This window comes from Pseudomonas sp. NKUCC02_KPG, from assembly GCF_019345465.1.
Taxonomy (GTDB): Bacteria; Pseudomonadota; Gammaproteobacteria; order Pseudomonadales; family Pseudomonadaceae; genus Aquipseudomonas.
In genome coordinates, this window is sequence record NZ_JAHKRC010000016.1 from 75,777 (window position 1) to 91,747 (window position 15,971).

Here is a 15,971-nt window from a genome sequence, read left to right on the forward strand (position 1 = left end):
CTTACCAAGAAGCCTGATGTCGAGTCAGGTTATTGGTTGGCTTGTATATGAAAGCCGACGGACTGTTGTGGCTGTAAACTGCACTTTTTCAAACGGAGCCCCCATTAATGCTGCCCTTGATCAACTGGCACCCCCATGCGCCCTTGCAGCGCCTGCACCTTGACTGGCTGGAACAGGCAGGGGTTGAGGTGGCCGTGCTGCGTCTGGACCTGATCGATCCGCTGATCAGCGGCAACAAGTGGTTCAAGCTCACCGAGCACTTGCTGGCGGCCCATGCAGCGGGGGCTGAAGGGTTGATCAGCCTGGGGGGCGCCCATTCCAATCACTTGCATGCCCTGGCGGCAGCCGGTAAGCGTTTTGGTTTTGTCACCGTGGGGCTGTTGCGCGGTCATCCTCAGCAAACCCCCACCACACTGGACCTTGAGCTTTATGGCATGCAGTTGCACTGGCTGGGTTTTGCCGGTTATCGGGCCCGCCATGAACCCGGCTTCTGGCAGCCCTGGCAGACCATGTACCCGAAGCTGCATCAGGTGCCGGAGGGCGGTGGCGGGGTGGCGGGAGCCTCGGGATGCAAGTCGCTGGTCAGCAGGGTACGCAGTCAGCTGGCGGATGTGGGCTGGGATGATTACGACGGCTGGTGGTTGGCGGCAGGCACCGGCACGACCCTGGCCGGGCTGGTGCTGGGCGAGGAGGGCGCGCGGTGTGTGTATGGCGCGCTGGCGGTGCCACTGGATCACGGTGTCGCGCCACAGGTGGAAGCCATTTTGCAGGCGGGCGGGGCAACGGAGCGCAATTTTCAGTTGATAGAGGCCAGTCGCGGTGGCTTTGCCAGGGTCGATGACGATTTGCTGGGGTTTATTCAGGACAGCGAAGCGGCCTGTGGCTTGCCGCTGGAGCCTTTGTATACAGCCAAGGCGTTGATGGCCCTGAAACAGGCAGTCAAGGAAGGGGTCTTTGCGCGGGGGATGCGTCTGGTGTTTGTCCACACCGGCGGCTTGCAAGGCCGCCGGGGGTTTGTTCGGCAGGTTTAACCGCGCCCAGGCAGCATGCGCAGCAGGGTGTTGTCCTTGATCAGGTAGTGGTGCGCGAGCCCTGCAACGGCATGCAGGCCGATCAGCCAGTAACCGATGGTGCCGCCCAGTTCGTGCCAGCTCTTGATCTGCTTGGCGAAGTCAGGGTCCTTGGCGGTGAGCGGCAGGATGTCGAAGCCGTAGAAAAACACCGACTTGTCGTTGTAGCTCAACACCAGGTAGCCCAGTACCGGCATGGCGATCATGAACAGGTACAGCGCCCAGTGCATGAGCGTGGCCAGTGCTGTTTGCCAGGCAGGCGGGGTTGGGGTGATTTTTGGCGCGACGCCCAGGGTTCGGGCCAGCAACCGTAGCCAGACCAGCGCAAAGACGGTCAAACCGAGCATGAAGTGCGCGTCTTTCATCAGGTTGCGACCGGCGCTGTCCTTGGGAAAGATCCCGCGAAACTCAATGGCGGCGTAGATCAAGACAAACAACAGCACCATGAGCCAGTGCAGGGCGATGGACATTCGACTGTAGTGATGGGCGGTGCTTTTCCAGGACATGGTGTTTCCTCACAGTTCAGGTCTGAAGCCTCCGTTCTTGTGTGACGGAGTCCCTCTACTTTAAGCGAGTTGGGCGATTTCGCACTGAGATACGTCAGCTTTCTGGGTTACCCGGCACATTTGGCCAAAGGTCGGACACTAAAAACAAACGTTCGGCTTCTTCCCAGTCGCCCTCACTGTTCTGCACCAGACGGACCAGCAGTTGGGCCGGAGCCTGGGGGTGCAGTTCGGCAAGCCACACGTCGAGCTGTTGCGCCGTCCATATCCCTTCGGGGCCATAGAGTGCCGGGGCAAGCCAGGCATGACGGGGCAAGGGCTGCCAGCAACCGGCAGGGCTTTGGCGGATAAACGCCGGCCAGTCGCGCTGATGCAGCCAGCTGCCGCGCAGGTGCTGGGGGTTGGCGCCTGCCGGGGCCTGTGCCTTGCCCGGCCACGGATACAGCAGGTAGCCACCGAGCCACAGGTGCGCGCTGAACGTCTGGATATCAAGGTTGGCAAGGACTTCGCGGCTTTCGGGGCGGCTGGACATGGGGAGCTGATGCTGGCTGAAATGCTTGAGCTTGCGGTCCAGCCGGTCATTGCTGCCGGGGCCGAGCCATTGGGCAGGGTCCGTGCCGTCTGCGTCCTGAGGCCCTAGGTAGAGCTTGATTGCCAGTTCCAGGTGATGCACGCCTTCGCGGTCACGCACCAGCAGGTCCAGTTCCCCCAGGGTATGCCCGCCCAGGCGGATCGGCAGGTTGGCCGCAATCAACTCGACGCCCGGCGCGTGCTGCACGGCAAATTGCCACAGGCGCTCGTAGTAACGCCCCAGGCGGCGGGTGGTCGCCAGTGCCAGCCAGTGCTGCAGCGGTTCGCTGCACCGGTCCAGCTCGCGCAGCCAGTGCTCAAGCTGCTCCGGGGCCTGTACCCAGTCGCTGCCTGCCAATGGGTGACGTTGGGGCCAGGGTGTGCGGCTCAGCATCGGTGGGGCGAGAATCACCCACGCCAGGTCGCGCACCTCAGGGTGGCGCAATTGGTGGGGCAGGTTGAGCAAGTCGGGAAAGAGTGTCATTGAGCGAGCATAGCTGTTTGCCAGACCCCGGGGCTGAAAGGGTTTTGTCTATCGTCGTCTTTCGCCCATAATCGTTGTTTTCGCACGCATTGAATCCCGCAGGAGCCCCATGGAGCAATTTCGCAATATCGGCATCATAGGTCGTCTGGGCAGCTCCCAAGTGCTCGACACGGTTCGCCGACTGAAAAAATTCCTGCTTGAGCGGCACATGCACGTGATCCTCGAAGACACCATCGCCGAGGTGTTGCCCGGTCATGGCTTGCAAACCTCGTCGCGCAAAATGCTCGGCGAAGTCTGCGACATGGTGATTGTGGTCGGCGGCGATGGCAGCTTGTTGGGCGCGGCCCGCGCACTGGCCCGCCACAACGTCCCGGTATTGGGCATCAACCGTGGCAGCCTGGGCTTTTTGACGGACATCCGTCCGGATGAGCTGGAAGTCAAAGTGGCCGAAGTACTCGACGGTCACTACCTGGTTGAGAACCGCTTCCTGCTGCAAGCCGAAGTTCGCCGTCACGGTGAAGCCATCGGCCAGGGCGACGCCCTGAATGACGTGGTGCTGCACCCTGGCAAATCCACGCGCATGATCGAGTTCGAACTGCATATCGACGGTCAGTTCGTGTGCAGTCAAAAGGCCGACGGCCTGATCGTGGCGACGCCCACCGGCTCCACGGCCTACGCGATGTCAGCGGGCGGCCCGATCATGCACCCCAAGCTCGACGCCATTGTGATCGTGCCCATGTACCCCCATACCCTCAGCAGTCGCCCGATTGTGGTCGATGGCAACAGCGAGCTGAAAATCGTCGTGGCCAAGGACATGCAGATCTACCCGCAAGTCTCGTGCGATGGTCAGAACCATTTCACCTGTGCTCCGGGCGACACCATCAACGTCAGCAAAAAAGCGCAGAAGCTGCGCCTGATTCACCCGTTGGACCACAACTACTATGAAGTGTGTCGGACCAAGCTTGGCTGGGGTAGCCGACTGGGCGGCAGGGCTGACTGATGCTCGATCCAGCGCGCAGTTACGATCTGATCGGTGACGTGCATGGCTGTGCTCATACCCTTGAGCACCTGCTGGAGCGTCTGGGCTATCGCAAACTCGCCGGTATCTGGCGACACCCGCAACGGATGGCGGTGTTCCTGGGTGACATCATTGACCGCGGCCCGCGCATTCGCGAGTCGCTGCATATTGTTTACGACATGGTCAGGTCCGGTCAGGCCCTGTGCCTGATGGGCAACCATGAATTCAACGCGCTGGGCTGGTGCACACCCGCGCCCGTCGCAAGTGGCAGGCAGTTTGTGCGTGAGCACACCCCGCGCCATGCCCGGCTGATCCACGAAACCCTCGAGCAGTTCGACCAGTACCCTGCTGAATGGCGTGAGTTCGTGCAGTGGTTTTATGACATGCCGCTGTTTGTCGACGCCGGGCGTTTCCGGGTGGTGCACGCCTGCTGGGACGCCGAGGTGATTGCCACCTTGCGGGCGCAATACCCCGATGGCTGTATCGACGAGGCGTTTTTGCAGGCGGCCGGGATGCCGGACAGTTTTGCCAACATGAGCTTCAACCGACTGTTGCGCGGTACGGACATGCGCCTGCCGGGCGGCATGACCCTGACGGGTGGTGACGGCCTGACGCGGGCATTCTTTCGCACCAAGTTCTGGGAAGACGACCCCAAAACCTACGGCGATATCGTGTTCCAGCCTGACGCGCTGCCTGATCGCGTGGCGCAACAACCGCTGTCCTCCACCGAGAAGAGCGCCTTGTTGCGCTACGGCATTGATGAGCCGCTGTTGTTTGTCGGTCACTACTGGCGCAGTGGTCGGCCTGCGCCGATCCGCCCCAACCTGGCGTGCCTGGATTACAGCGCGGTGCTGTACGGCAAGCTGGTGGCATACCGTCTGGATCAGGAGACCCGGCTCGATCCGAACAAATTCGTATGGGTGAATGTAGATCGCCCAGAGGCCATTCAATGAGTGCTGTAGCTGTTTTACGTTTGCCGCTGTCCGTCGACCTTAGCGGCTTTGTTGCCTTGCTCAGGCGCATGCAGGTCCCGCATCGGGTCAGCGAGGAAGCGGGCGAGCAGGTGTTGTGGGCGCCCGAGGCCATCGCCGATGATGTGCGCAGTTTGTACCAGCGTTTTCCTGTGGGTGATCCGGAGCACGAACTGCCCATCGTTGAACGTCCGGCGGCCATGCCCCGGCCGGGTTTTGCCCAGCAACTGCGTGCCAGCCCGGCCACGGCGGTGGTGTTGCTGCTGTGTGTGATCGTGGCTGCAGTGACGCAACTGGGTGATAACCTGTCGGCCCTGAGCGGGCTGACCTTTCTCGATTTCAGCATTCGAGGCCAGTACATCCAGTTTGTCCCGCTGTCCGACAGCCTGGCGTCGGGGCAGTGGTGGCGATTGTTCACCCCGATGCTGATTCACTTCGGCTTTCTGCACATTGCCATGAACGGCATGTGGTACTGGGAGCTGGGGCGGCGCATTGAAATGCGCCAGGGCAGCATCAACCTGATTGGCTTGAGCCTGTTGTTCAGCCTGGTATCCAACTTCGCCCAGTACCTGTTTGGTGGCCCGAGCCTGTTTGGCGGGTTGTCCGGGGTGTTGTACGGGCTGCTGGGGCATGTCTGGATTTACCAGATGATGGCGCCAAACCCCTTGTATCACCTGCCTCGCGGGGTACTGGTGATGATGCTGGTGTGGCTGGCGCTGTGCATGTCGGGGCTGGTGTCGATGATCGGTTTTGGCCAGATTGCCAACGCGGCCCATGTGGGCGGTTTGGTGATCGGGTGCCTGACCGGTTTGCTGGGCGGGCTTTGGGCGCGGCGCAAACAGATGGCTTAATTCTGTAGTCGCTGCCGCAGGCGGCGATGGGCTGCGCAGCGGCCCTGCTTTTTTGAAGGTCCTTTGGACCTTATCGCAGCCTGCGGCAGCGACTACAGGTTTACTTTTTAGAGTGGAAACGAACCATGTCCTCTTTCAACGAAATGATTCAAAACATCACCCCCGAGATCTATCAGAGCCTGAAACTGGCCGTTGAAATCGGCAAATGGGCAGACGGCAACAAACTCACCGCCGAACAGCGCGAGCTGTCGTTGCAGGCGATGATTGCCTGGGAAGTGCAGAACCTGCCTGAAGACCAGCGCACCGGTTACATGGGTCCGCAAGAGTGCAGCTCCAAGTCGGCACCAGTGCCTAACATCCTGTTCAAGTCGGATGCCATCCATTGATTGAGATTGGCCGTGGTGCAATCAGCAAGATGTCGGCAAACCTTGAAACGCCGACCGTTCAGTATGCGTTTCGTTTGGGCGATACCGAGGTGCCGGTCAATCCGTTGATCGGTACCAAACTGCGTCTGGAATACCTGGGTGAGATCAACTGCACTCACTGCGGGCGCAAGACCAAAAAGAGCTTCAGCCAGGGCTACTGCTACCCGTGCATGACCAAGCTGGCGCAATGCGATGTGTGCATCATGAGCCCGGAGCGTTGCCACTACGAGGCAGGCACTTGCCGTGATCCGTCGTGGGGCGAGCAGTTTTGCATGACCGATCACGTGGTGTATCTGGCCAACTCCTCGGGGATCAAGGTCGGCATCACCCGTGCCACCCAGTTGCCGACACGCTGGCTCGACCAGGGCGCCAGCCAGGCGCTGCCGATCGTGCGGGTTGCAACCCGTCAGCAATCGGGCTTTGTCGAAGACCTGTTCCGCTCGCAAGTGGGCGACCGAACCAACTGGCGTGCACTGCTCAAGGGCGATGCCGAGCCTGTTGACCTGAGTGCCGTGCGTGAGCAATTGTTCGAGAGCTGTGCCGAAGGCATGAAAACCCTGCAGGAGCGTTTTGGCCTGCAAGCGGTCCAACCCTTGTCAAACGTGGAGCCCATTGAGATTCGCTACCCGGTCGAGCAGTACCCGAGCAAGATCGTCAGCTTCAATCTGGACAAGGATCCGATCGTGGAAGGCACGCTGATGGGGATCAAGGGCCAGTACCTGATCTTTGACACAGGCGTGATCAATATTCGCAAATACACGGCCTATCAACTGGCCGTGCATCAGTAAAAGGACTCCAGCATGCGCACCGAACAACCGCAAATGATCTACCTGAAGGACTACCAGGCGCCCGAGTACCTGATCGACGAGACGCACCTGACCTTCGAGTTGTTCGAGGACCACACGCTGGTCCATGCGCAACTGGTGATGCGTCGCAACCCGGCACGTGGCGCGGGGTTGCCGGCGCTGGTGCTGGACGGTCAGCAGCTTGAGCTGCTGTCGGTCAGCCTCGACGACATCGAACTGGCGGATGATGACTATCAGTTGGGCGACAGTCATCTGATCCTGCACCCGACCGCTGAGCAGTTTGTGGTCGACACCAGCGTCAAGATCCACCCCGAGTCCAACACTGCGCTGGAAGGCCTGTACAAGTCCGGCGGGATGTTCTGCACCCAGTGCGAAGCCGAAGGCTTTCGCAAGATCACCTATTACCTCGATCGTCCCGATGTGATGAGCAAGTTCACCACCACCGTGGTGGCCGAGCAGCACCGCTATCCGATCCTGTTGTCCAATGGCAACCCGATTGCCAGCGGTCCCGACGAAGACGGTCGGCACTGGGCAACCTGGGAAGACCCGTTCATGAAACCGGCCTACCTGTTTGCGCTGGTAGCGGGGGACCTGTGGTGCGTTGAAGACAGCTTCACCACCATGAGCAATCGCGTGGTTGCACTGCGCATTTATGTCGAGCCGGAAAACATCGATAAATGCCAGCACGCCATGGTCAGCCTGAAAAAGTCCATGGCCTGGGATGAAGAAACCTACGGTCGTGAATACGATCTGGATATCTTCATGATCGTCGCCGTGAACGACTTCAACATGGGCGCGATGGAGAACAAGGGCCTCAACATCTTCAACTCCAGCGCCGTACTGGCCCGCGCCGAGACCGCGACCGATGCCGCTCACCAGCGGGTCGAGGCCATCGTGGCCCACGAGTACTTCCACAACTGGTCGGGCAACCGCGTGACCTGCCGCGATTGGTTCCAGCTGTCGCTCAAGGAAGGCTTCACGGTGTTCCGTGATTCGCAGTTCTCGGCAGACATGAACTCGCGCACGGTCAAGCGCATTCAGGACGTGGCCTATCTGCGTACCCACCAGTTCGCTGAAGACGCGGGCCCAATGGCTCACGCGGTACGCCCTGACAGCTTTATCGAAATCTCCAACTTCTACACCCTGACCGTTTACGAAAAGGGTTCTGAAGTGGTGCGCATGATCCACACCTTGCTGGGGGCCGAGGGCTTTCGCAAAGGCAGCGATCTGTACTTCGAGCGCCATGACGGCCAGGCCGTGACCTGCGATGATTTCATCAAGGCCATGGAAGATGCCAACGGCGCCGACCTGAGCCAGTTCAAACGCTGGTACAGCCAGGCAGGCACTCCGCGTCTTGCCGTCAGCGAACACTACGATGCCGCGCAGAAAACCTACAGCCTGACCTTTGCCCAAAGCTGCCCGGCCACCCCGGACAAGGTCGAAAAACTGCCGTTCGTGATTCCGGTCGAGCTGGGCCTGTTGAACGCCCAGGGCACTGAAATTGCCCTGCAACTGGCGGGCGAATCAACTGCCGTGGGCACCAGCCGCGTACTGTCGGTGACTGAGGCCGAGCAGACGTTCACGTTTGTCGGTATCAACGAAAAGCCGTTGCCATCGTTGCTGCGCGGTTTCTCGGCACCGGTGAAACTGAGTTTTGCCTACAGCCGCGACCAACTGATGTTCCTGATGCAGCACGATACCGACGGCTTCAACCGCTGGGATGCAGGCCAGCAACTGTCGGTGCACGTGCTGCAGGAATTGATTGGGCAACATCAGCGCGGTGAAGCACTGGTGATGGATTCGCGTCTGGTAGAAGCCTTGCGCAGTGTGCTGGGCAATCAGGCGCTGGATCAGGCCATGGTCGCTGAAATGCTGTCGTTGCCGGGCGAAGCCTACCTGACTGAAATCAGCGACGTGGCGGACGTTGAAGCGATCCACATCGCTCGTGAGTTCGCTCGCAAGCAACTGGCCGACAGCCTGTTCGACGGTTTGTGGGCCCGCTACAAGACTAACCGTGAAGTGTCGAAAGTCACGCCATACGTGGCTGAAGCCGAACACTTCGCCCGTCGTGCGCTGCAAAACATTGCGCTGTCTTACCTGATGCTTGCCGGTAAGCCAGAGGTGCTGGCGGCGGCTCTGGAGCAGTTCGAGCACAGCGACAACATGACCGAGCGCCTGACGGCGCTGGCGGTACTGGTCAACTCGCCTTACGAGGCTGAAAAAGCCGCGGCGCTGGTCAGCTTTGCCGAGCACTTCAAGGACAATCCACTGGTCATGGATCAGTGGTTCAGCGTTCAGGCCGGCAGCACCCTGCCGGGTGGCCTGCAGCGTGTGCGGGAGTTGATGGAACACCCGGCATTCAACCTCAAGAACCCGAATAAAGTGCGTGCTCTGGTGGGTGCGTTTGCCGGACAGAACCTGATCAACTTCCATGCCGCGGATGGCTCGGGCTATCGCTTCCTGGCGGACCTGGTGATCCAGCTCAACGGCTTCAATCCGCAGATTGCATCGCGGCAACTGGCGCCGTTGACCCGCTGGCGCAAATACGACGGCGCCCGTCAGGCGCTGATGAAAGCGGAACTGGAACGCATCCGCAATTCGGGCGAGCTGTCCAGCGACGTGTTTGAAGTGGTGAGCAAAAGCCTGGCGTAAACCTGTTCACTTTCAAATGTGGGAGCGGGTTTGCTCGCGATGGTCGTTAACGAAGACGCGTATTGGCTGAGTAAATACGGTGTTCTGGAGTCCATCGCGAGCAAGCCCGCTCCCACAGAGGCGCAAATCGCTCAAGTGAACAACCGTGGTCTTGAAAAAGGCGCTGCCCGAGTGATCGGGCAGCGCCTTTTTCATGGCGTCGACTTTTGCTCTTGCAGGGTTACCAGGCGCGATACCGGTACCCCGTTAAACACCAGCGTGTAGTTGATGGGCCCCTTCAACGCCTGGATATCGTTATCGACATAGGAATGTTCATGGTCGGTGAGCCGGGCGATGGGCTGGCCGTCGCGGTAAATCTGCACGGGCTTGCCAGTCGGGGTTTCTGTGCGCCAGGACAGGTTGACCTGGGTGCGATCGGGTTGTTGCTGCGCAGTGAGCTGTCTGACACCCAGGGGCCCGATCAGGGGCAGGCCATCCATTGTGTAACGGGTCAGGTCCGGTTTGACGCCAAGCCAGGCCAGCACGGTGGGGGTGATGTCCGCCTGGCTGGCAAAACCGTACAGGCCCTTGAAATCGGGGTTCAGGGGTTTGCCGATGGGGGCCGTCAGTTGTGCGTTGCCTTTCTTGTTCATGGCGATAAAGGTGGTTTTTTCGCTCAGGGTTTGCTCGCCGTGGTCCTTGCCTTCAGGCAAGTGCCTGCCGTGATCGGGCAACACGATCACCAGCCAGTCTTCTTCGGGATGGGCTTTCTCACGGCGTTGGAGGGCCCGGAGTATCTGCCCGACCTGGGCATCTACGGTCTGAATCGCCTGTTGATACTCGGGTGTGAAGCCGAGTCGGTGGCCGGTGATATCGGGTTCATCGAAGTGGGCGTACAGCAGATCGGGCTGGCCGTTTTCCAGTTCATGACTGACGTTGTCGACGACGCACGGATCAACCCCCGAGCACTTGAAAGCCAGGTCGATGTAGCCCTGGGCAATATCCTCGGTGAAGTTTTCGTGGATCACGTTCCAGCTCACGATGCTGGCCGTCTTGCGGTCAGGGAAGGCCAGCTTGAGCTGTTTGAACAGGCTGGGCGCCTGATTGCGCAGGGCCTCGTCATTGGCGTTGACCTGATGGCGGTCAACCCAACTGCCGGTAAGGATGGTTGTCCAGCCCGGGCCACTGACCGTGGGCTGCTGGGTGGAGGTACCCAGTACCCCGCCGGTGTAGCTTTTGTACAGGTGCAAGCGGGCAATAGTGGGCGCCTTGCCCTGTTGAATGGCCTGTTGCAGCTTTTCGTACTGCATGCCATCCACGCCGATGAGCAAGGCCTTGTGGGTTTTGAGGGTGGGGGTGTCGGCAGCAGGGGCTGCCAGTGCCGTGAATGTGAGGCTCAGACAGACCGTAATCAGGGCACACCTTAGTAACATCATGCTCACCTCCGTGACGTGGATGGTCATCGCTTACATCAGCTTAGTCCTTCTGGTGAGCTGGCTTGCCTGCGATTCAGACGCTGCGGTCTGGCAGGCAGGCTGGGTTGATGCCATCGCGAGCAAGCCCGCTCCCACAAAACAAACACAGTTTTGTGCAGGTTTAGAACTTCCAGCTGACCGATGCCGTGACGTTTCGCGGTGCGCCAAAGTTACTCTGGCCGTAACGAACGCTTTGCAGGTATTTCTCGTTGGTCAGGTTGTCCAGGTTGAGCTGGGTGCTCCAGTGCGGATCAATGTCGTAGCTGGTCATCAAGCCCACCAGCGCATAAGCGGCCTGGTTGGCGGCAGGGGCGTCGTCGTTCTCGATTTTGCTCTGCCATTTGAGGCTGCCGCCGACCTTGACCTTCGGCGCCATCGGCAATCTGTAGGTCATGGAGGAGGTCAGGGCATTGCGCGGGATAAATTTACGTCCGCGCTGGTTGTCGGCATCGGTGATGTAGACATAGGTATAGCCGCCGCTGATTTGCAGACCCGGGGCCAATTCCCCCGAAGCTTCAAGCTCCAGGCCGCTGCTTTTGTACGACATGCCGTCATACAGGTAGCCGCCCAGCGCAGAGTCAAAGCCAGCATAAGTGGCGACGTTGTCCTGTTTGGTGTGGAACACCGCAGCCGAAACGTCCAGTCGCTTGTCCAGCAAATGCCCCTTGATTCCAGCCTCGTAGCTTTTGCCTTCCAGGGGTTCCAGTACCTGGCCCTGGGTGTTGAGGTAGTACTGCGGATTGAAGATCCTGGTGTAGCTGGCATACAGCGAATACTGCGGGGTGAGGTCGTAGACCAGGCCTGCGTATGGCGTGACCTTGCCATGAATCCTCACGTTGCGGCCCGATCCGTAGTTTTCGCCGTCGCTGTCGGCACTGAGCATGCGTGCCCCGGTGATCAGGTGCAGGTCGTCGGTCAGGCTGAAGCGGGCACCGGCGTAGAGGCTTTTCTGGCGGTCCGTGTAGTTGGAGGTTCCGTCGGCATTGGCGATGTTGTAGGTGGGCTTGGGGAGGCTGCCGTTGAGGGCATCTTCCAGCGACACCGGGGTGTAGTACGACGCGCTGCCGTACAGCGACGCCTCCTGGGTGCGCGAGCGTGCCACGTTGGCGCCGAAGGTCAGTTGGTGCTCGCGGCCACCCAGGCTGAAAGGGCCGCTGAACGACAGGTCGCCATCCAGCTCGCGGGTCTTGCCCTTGTATTTGGAAGCCAGGCCCGTGTAGCCAGTGGTCGAGCCATTGTCGCCATAAATGTAGAACATGTCGGTGTCTTCGCGGTGCTCCATGGCCGTCAGGGTCAGCGTTGACTTCCAGTCATTGACAAAGCGGTGCTGCCACTCGGCAAAGGCCCGGGTGGTGCGTACATCCCAGTACACCCAGGGTTGGGCAATGTTGGAGGAGGTGCTGCTGTAGTGCACCGCATTGCCATTGCTGTCGGTGAGTGGCAACGCGCCCCAGCTGGCACCGTTGGCGTCGCTTTTCTGGTCTTCGTAACCGACGGTCAGGGTATCGTCGTCGGTCAGGTCGAAAGCCAGCATGCCACTGAAAATGTTCTTTTCCCGGGAATAGCGGTCCAGATAGGAATTGCCCACTTCGTTGGCATAGATCACACGCCCGCGCACATTGCCCGAGTCGGTCAGCGGCCCGGAAACATCCAGGTCGACCCTGCGCTTGTCCCAGGAACCGGCGCTGACGCTGACCTTGGCTTGCGGCTCATACGTGGGGCGCTTGCGAATGAAGTTGACCGTGGCAGAAGGGTTGCCGGCGCCCGTCATCAGGCCGTTGGCACCGTGCAAAACGTCTACTTGCTCGTAGGGTGCGGTGTCGATATCGCCCACCAGCACGCCGCCGGTAAGCCCCATGCCCATACCGTCGTACTGGAAATTGGTGATATCAAAACCGCGGGCGGTGAAGTACGTGCGGTCGGTCTCGACCTTCTGCACGTTCACCCCCGGAGTGCTCTCCAGCACATCGCGAATGCTGTTGAGCTGAAAGTCATCCAGTTGCTCACGCTTGATACTGGTAATGCCCTGGGGCGTTTGCCCGGCGGTGAGGTTCAAGCGTGTCGTCGTGGCACTCGGCTTGGCCTGATAGCCCTGTGGGGCCTCATCGCTGTCTGCCGTTGAGGTGATGCTGGTGGACGGCAGATTCAGGGTGTTTTCATCGGCCAGGGCAGTATTGCAAATACTCAAGGCGAGCAGCGTGAGGGCTGACGCGGGCAGGGTGAACAGTGGGCGCATGATCTGCGAATACTCCGGACGGGAACTGCGTAAACGAGAATTGGTTACAAAGCTTTACATTTGTATTAATGATAATCAATTCTATTTATCAATCTTTATTATTCGTATTTGTGCGCCCGCGCGGTTTACCGTTTTCGATCGCAGATCGGCTAAGGGCAGATTCTGTATTTACATGGGGTGTGTAGTGGCTGACGAGGAACGAAGGCTGCGTCCGGTTTGGTGCGCCACTGCGACGCAGCGACCGCAAAAACTGCCCCCCGGTTTTTCCTGATTCACCGCAACATCCGGGTTTACGACGGCTTCGCCGCCGAACGCAGCCTTCGTTCCTCGTCAGCGACTACAGATTGAGCCGCGCCCCCCCATAACAGCACCTTGCCCGAAACGTTTTAACGCCCACTTACAAGCCGCTGACGAGCAGTGCCCATTCCGCCCTAGAAATCCCAGCGGGTATTGAGCATCACATTGCGCGGGTCGCCGTAATACGCGGTGTTATAGAAGCCGATGTTGGTGTAGTACTCCTTGTCGAACAGGTTGTTGACGTTGAGTGTGGTGGAGAGGTGCTCGTTGACTTGATAGCGGACCATCGCATCAACCAGCCAGTAGGCATCCTGGCTAAAGTCCTGGTATTGGTCCCTGGCGCGGTTGTAGATGTTCTGCCAGCTGCGATTCTGCCAACGGGCACCGCCGCCGATGGTCAAGCGCTCCAGCGGCCCCTTGAACCTGTAGGTGGTGTACACGCTCAACTGGTCCTCGGGCTCCCAGGTGGAGATTTTTTTGTCTTCGCTGTCACGGATGACCTTGTGCGTAAAACCGGCCTGCGCTTGCCAGCCAGGCGCCAGTTCACCGGATATTTCGGCTTCAAAACCCTTGGCTTTGGCCTTGGTGCCGATCGACGCGTAGAGAATCGACGGGTTGGTCGGGTCTGCGTTGTATTCGGCATCCGGTTCGGCACGGTTGCTTTCATGTACCTCGAAATAGGCCAGGCTGGTGTTCAGCCTGCCACCATAGAATTCACCCTTGATCCCCACTTCGTAGTTTTTGCCTTCATCCGGCTCGAGCACCTTGTTCTTGCGATCACGGTTGTAGGTCTGCGGCATGAAGATGTCGGTGTAGCTGGCATACGCCGTGAAATGGTCGTTCAGGTCGTAAGTGGCGCCCACATAGGGCACCAGCCGGCCAGTTTCGGTGATGTCGTAATCGCCGGTCAGCCAGTAATTGGCGACCCGTGTACCGAGCAACAGATTCAGCTCATCGGTCAGGTTGAAACGGGCGCTGATGTAGCCTGCGGTTTGTCGCGTGGTGGTGTCGTTATATTGGGTGGGTGCGCCCCAGTTCGGCTCCGTGGTCTTGCCATCGAAGTTCCAGAAATCAATCACGTTGGCACTGAGGAAGGTCGGGTTGCCGTAGTCCTTGCCTTGCCAGTGGGCGGTGGAGGCCGACGCTCCGATGACCAGTTCATGTTCGCGGCCGGCCAGGCTGAAGGGGCCGCTGAAGTAGGCGTCGGCGGCGTCGGTGCGGGTGTTGCCGGTAAATTTGTTGGCATAGATCGATGACAGTCCGGTGGCAGGGAATGGCCCGCTCATGACCGAACCCAGCGGGGCATCGTAGCTGTTGACCTGATGGGTCAACTGCGCCTTGCCGACCCAGGCGTTGGCGAAGCTGTGCTCCAGGGTGGCGAACACGCTCTGGGTGGTCTGCTCCCAGCGGCTCCAGTTGGCGCCGTTGTTGTACGAGCGCTTCACGTCGATGCGTTCGCCAGTGCGGTCGAATAACGGGCGACTGCCTGACCAGCCCGAAGCATGGGGGTCGTTGTTCTGATAATCGAAGCCCACGGTCAGCAGGGTGTCATCGCTCAGATCGGCTTCCAGAGTGCCGAAATAGACACCGGTCTTGCGCTCGTAACGCTCCATGAACGAGTTCTTGTCCTGATAGGCAGCCACGGCCCGGCCACGCAGGTTGCCGCTGTCGGTGAGCGGGCCGCTGACGTCGACTTGGGTGCGGTAGTTCTCCCAGCTGCCAGCCCCTGCTTCGATGCTGGCCTTGAAGTCGCGGGTCGGTTTCTTGCGGATCAGGTTGATCGTCGCACCCGGCGCGCCTGCGCCAGTCAGCAGGCCGGTTGCACCCTTGAGGATTTCCACCCGGTCATAGATGGCCATGTCGCTCAGGGTTTGCCCCGAGGAGTAGGCCGAGTTGCGCAGGGTGGGAATGCCGTCGTACTGGAAGTTCTCCACCGAGAAGCCGCGGGCATAGTAGTTGGTGCGCTCGCTGTCAAAGGTCGACACCGTGATGCCCGGGGTGTGGCGCATCACTTCGTCGATGGAGTTGAGGCCAAAATCATCCATGTGCTGACGGGTGATCACCGTGATCGACTGCGGCGTTTCCCGCGGCGTCAGCACCATGCGGGTGGCCGTTGCGATGGTGCCGGGGGTGTAGGAGCCGCTGCCTTCGGTGATGGTGCCCAACTGGTTGGACATGACCTGGGTAGCCTGCAACTCCAGTTGCCCGTTGTTCTGGGGCCCCCGTGCAATAACGCGGTAACCGTCGCCTTCTCTGACCGCTTGCAGGCCCAGAGGCTCAAGGAGTCGCTGCAAGCCTTCACCGACGTCAAAGCTGCCGCTCAGGCCGTCGCTGTGGATGCCGGTGGTCAGCGTCGAATCAACGGCGATCATCACGCCGGCTTGTTGGCCAAAGCTGCCCAGCACCGAGTCCAGACTGCCCGGTGCGATGCGGTAGGCGTGCTCGCTGCCCGGTGCTGCGAATGCCCCGTGGCTGGTCGTGGCAATGGATAAACCAAATACAAGGGTGCGCAATGCACCGGCAAGGGGGGTAAGTCGGCTGTGCATAAAAAACTGTCCATGTGTGAGAAGGGTAGGCATTGCGCTGTTAATCAGCGTCTTCCCTGAACTTGATGCACCAGATGGGAAAAACTGC

12 protein-coding genes are annotated in these 15,971 nt (G+C 59.9%); 7 read left to right on the forward strand and 5 right to left on the reverse strand.

What is annotated here, in order from left to right:
- Window positions 1–107 precede the first annotated feature (107 nt).
- Window positions 108–1,031, forward strand: a complete 924-nt coding sequence (locus KO536_RS20010) for a 1-aminocyclopropane-1-carboxylate deaminase/D-cysteine desulfhydrase (protein ID WP_219262733.1) — start codon at window positions 108–110, stop codon at window positions 1,029–1,031.
- Here the strand turns inward: KO536_RS20010 and KO536_RS20015 are convergent.
- On the reverse strand, window positions 1,028–1,576 hold the full coding sequence (locus KO536_RS20015) for a cytochrome b (RefSeq protein ID WP_219262734.1): 549 nt from the start codon (window positions 1,574–1,576) through the stop codon (window positions 1,028–1,030). The two genes, KO536_RS20010 and KO536_RS20015, sit on opposite strands and share 4 nt — an antisense overlap.
- A gap of 94 nt (window positions 1,577–1,670) precedes the next feature.
- On the reverse strand, window positions 1,671–2,627 hold the full coding sequence (locus tag KO536_RS20020; RefSeq protein WP_133079235.1) for a DUF1853 family protein: 957 nt from the start codon (window positions 2,625–2,627) through the stop codon (window positions 1,671–1,673).
- 109 nt (window positions 2,628–2,736) lie between these two features.
- Here KO536_RS20020 and KO536_RS20025 point away from each other — a divergent pair, with 109 nt between their 5' ends.
- The 6 genes from KO536_RS20025 (at window position 2,737) to pepN (ending at window position 9,350) form a co-directional block, all read left to right on the forward strand.
- Window positions 2,737–3,627, forward strand: a complete 891-nt coding sequence (locus tag KO536_RS20025) for an NAD(+) kinase (RefSeq protein WP_095000386.1) — start codon at window positions 2,737–2,739, stop codon at window positions 3,625–3,627.
- The gene (locus KO536_RS20030) at window positions 3,627–4,598 is read left to right on the forward strand and encodes a metallophosphoesterase (protein ID WP_219262735.1); all 972 of its coding nucleotides are present in this window, start codon (window positions 3,627–3,629) and stop codon (window positions 4,596–4,598) included. The genes KO536_RS20025 and KO536_RS20030 overlap by 1 nt, the downstream gene beginning before the upstream one ends.
- Window positions 4,595–5,467 carry a rhomboid family intramembrane serine protease gene (locus KO536_RS20035; protein ID WP_133079237.1) on the forward strand — a complete coding sequence of 291 codons (873 nt, stop codon included), beginning with the start codon at window positions 4,595–4,597 and terminating at the stop codon, window positions 5,465–5,467. The genes KO536_RS20030 and KO536_RS20035 overlap by 4 nt, the downstream gene beginning before the upstream one ends.
- A gap of 125 nt (window positions 5,468–5,592) precedes the next feature.
- Window positions 5,593–5,853 carry a YeaC family protein gene (locus KO536_RS20040; RefSeq protein WP_016780738.1) on the forward strand — a complete coding sequence of 87 codons (261 nt, stop codon included), beginning with the start codon at window positions 5,593–5,595 and terminating at the stop codon, window positions 5,851–5,853.
- Window positions 5,850–6,680: a DUF2797 domain-containing protein gene (locus tag KO536_RS20045; RefSeq protein WP_133079238.1), complete on the forward strand. Its 831-nt coding sequence runs from the start codon at window positions 5,850–5,852 to the stop codon at window positions 6,678–6,680. The genes KO536_RS20040 and KO536_RS20045 overlap by 4 nt, the downstream gene beginning before the upstream one ends.
- Window positions 6,681–6,692: 12 nt before the next feature.
- The gene (pepN, locus tag KO536_RS20050) at window positions 6,693–9,350 is read left to right on the forward strand and encodes an aminopeptidase N (protein WP_219262736.1); all 2,658 of its coding nucleotides are present in this window, start codon (window positions 6,693–6,695) and stop codon (window positions 9,348–9,350) included.
- Window positions 9,351–9,541: 191 nt separating this feature from the next.
- Here pepN and KO536_RS20055 read toward each other — a convergent pair whose 3' ends face one another.
- The 3 genes from KO536_RS20055 to KO536_RS20065 all read right to left on the reverse strand — a co-directional run bounded on the left by KO536_RS20055 (window position 9,542) and on the right by KO536_RS20065 (window position 15,883).
- On the reverse strand, window positions 9,542–10,765 hold the full coding sequence (locus tag KO536_RS20055) for an alkaline phosphatase family protein (RefSeq protein WP_219262737.1): 1,224 nt from the start codon (window positions 10,763–10,765) through the stop codon (window positions 9,542–9,544).
- Between the two features lie 160 nt (window positions 10,766–10,925).
- A complete protein-coding gene (locus KO536_RS20060; protein ID WP_133079241.1) occupies window positions 10,926–13,040 on the reverse strand; it encodes a TonB-dependent siderophore receptor in 2,115 nt (704 codons plus the stop codon).
- Between the two features lie 431 nt (window positions 13,041–13,471).
- The gene (locus KO536_RS20065) at window positions 13,472–15,883 is read right to left on the reverse strand and encodes a TonB-dependent siderophore receptor (protein ID WP_219262738.1); all 2,412 of its coding nucleotides are present in this window, start codon (window positions 15,881–15,883) and stop codon (window positions 13,472–13,474) included.
- Window positions 15,884–15,971 lie beyond the last annotated feature (88 nt).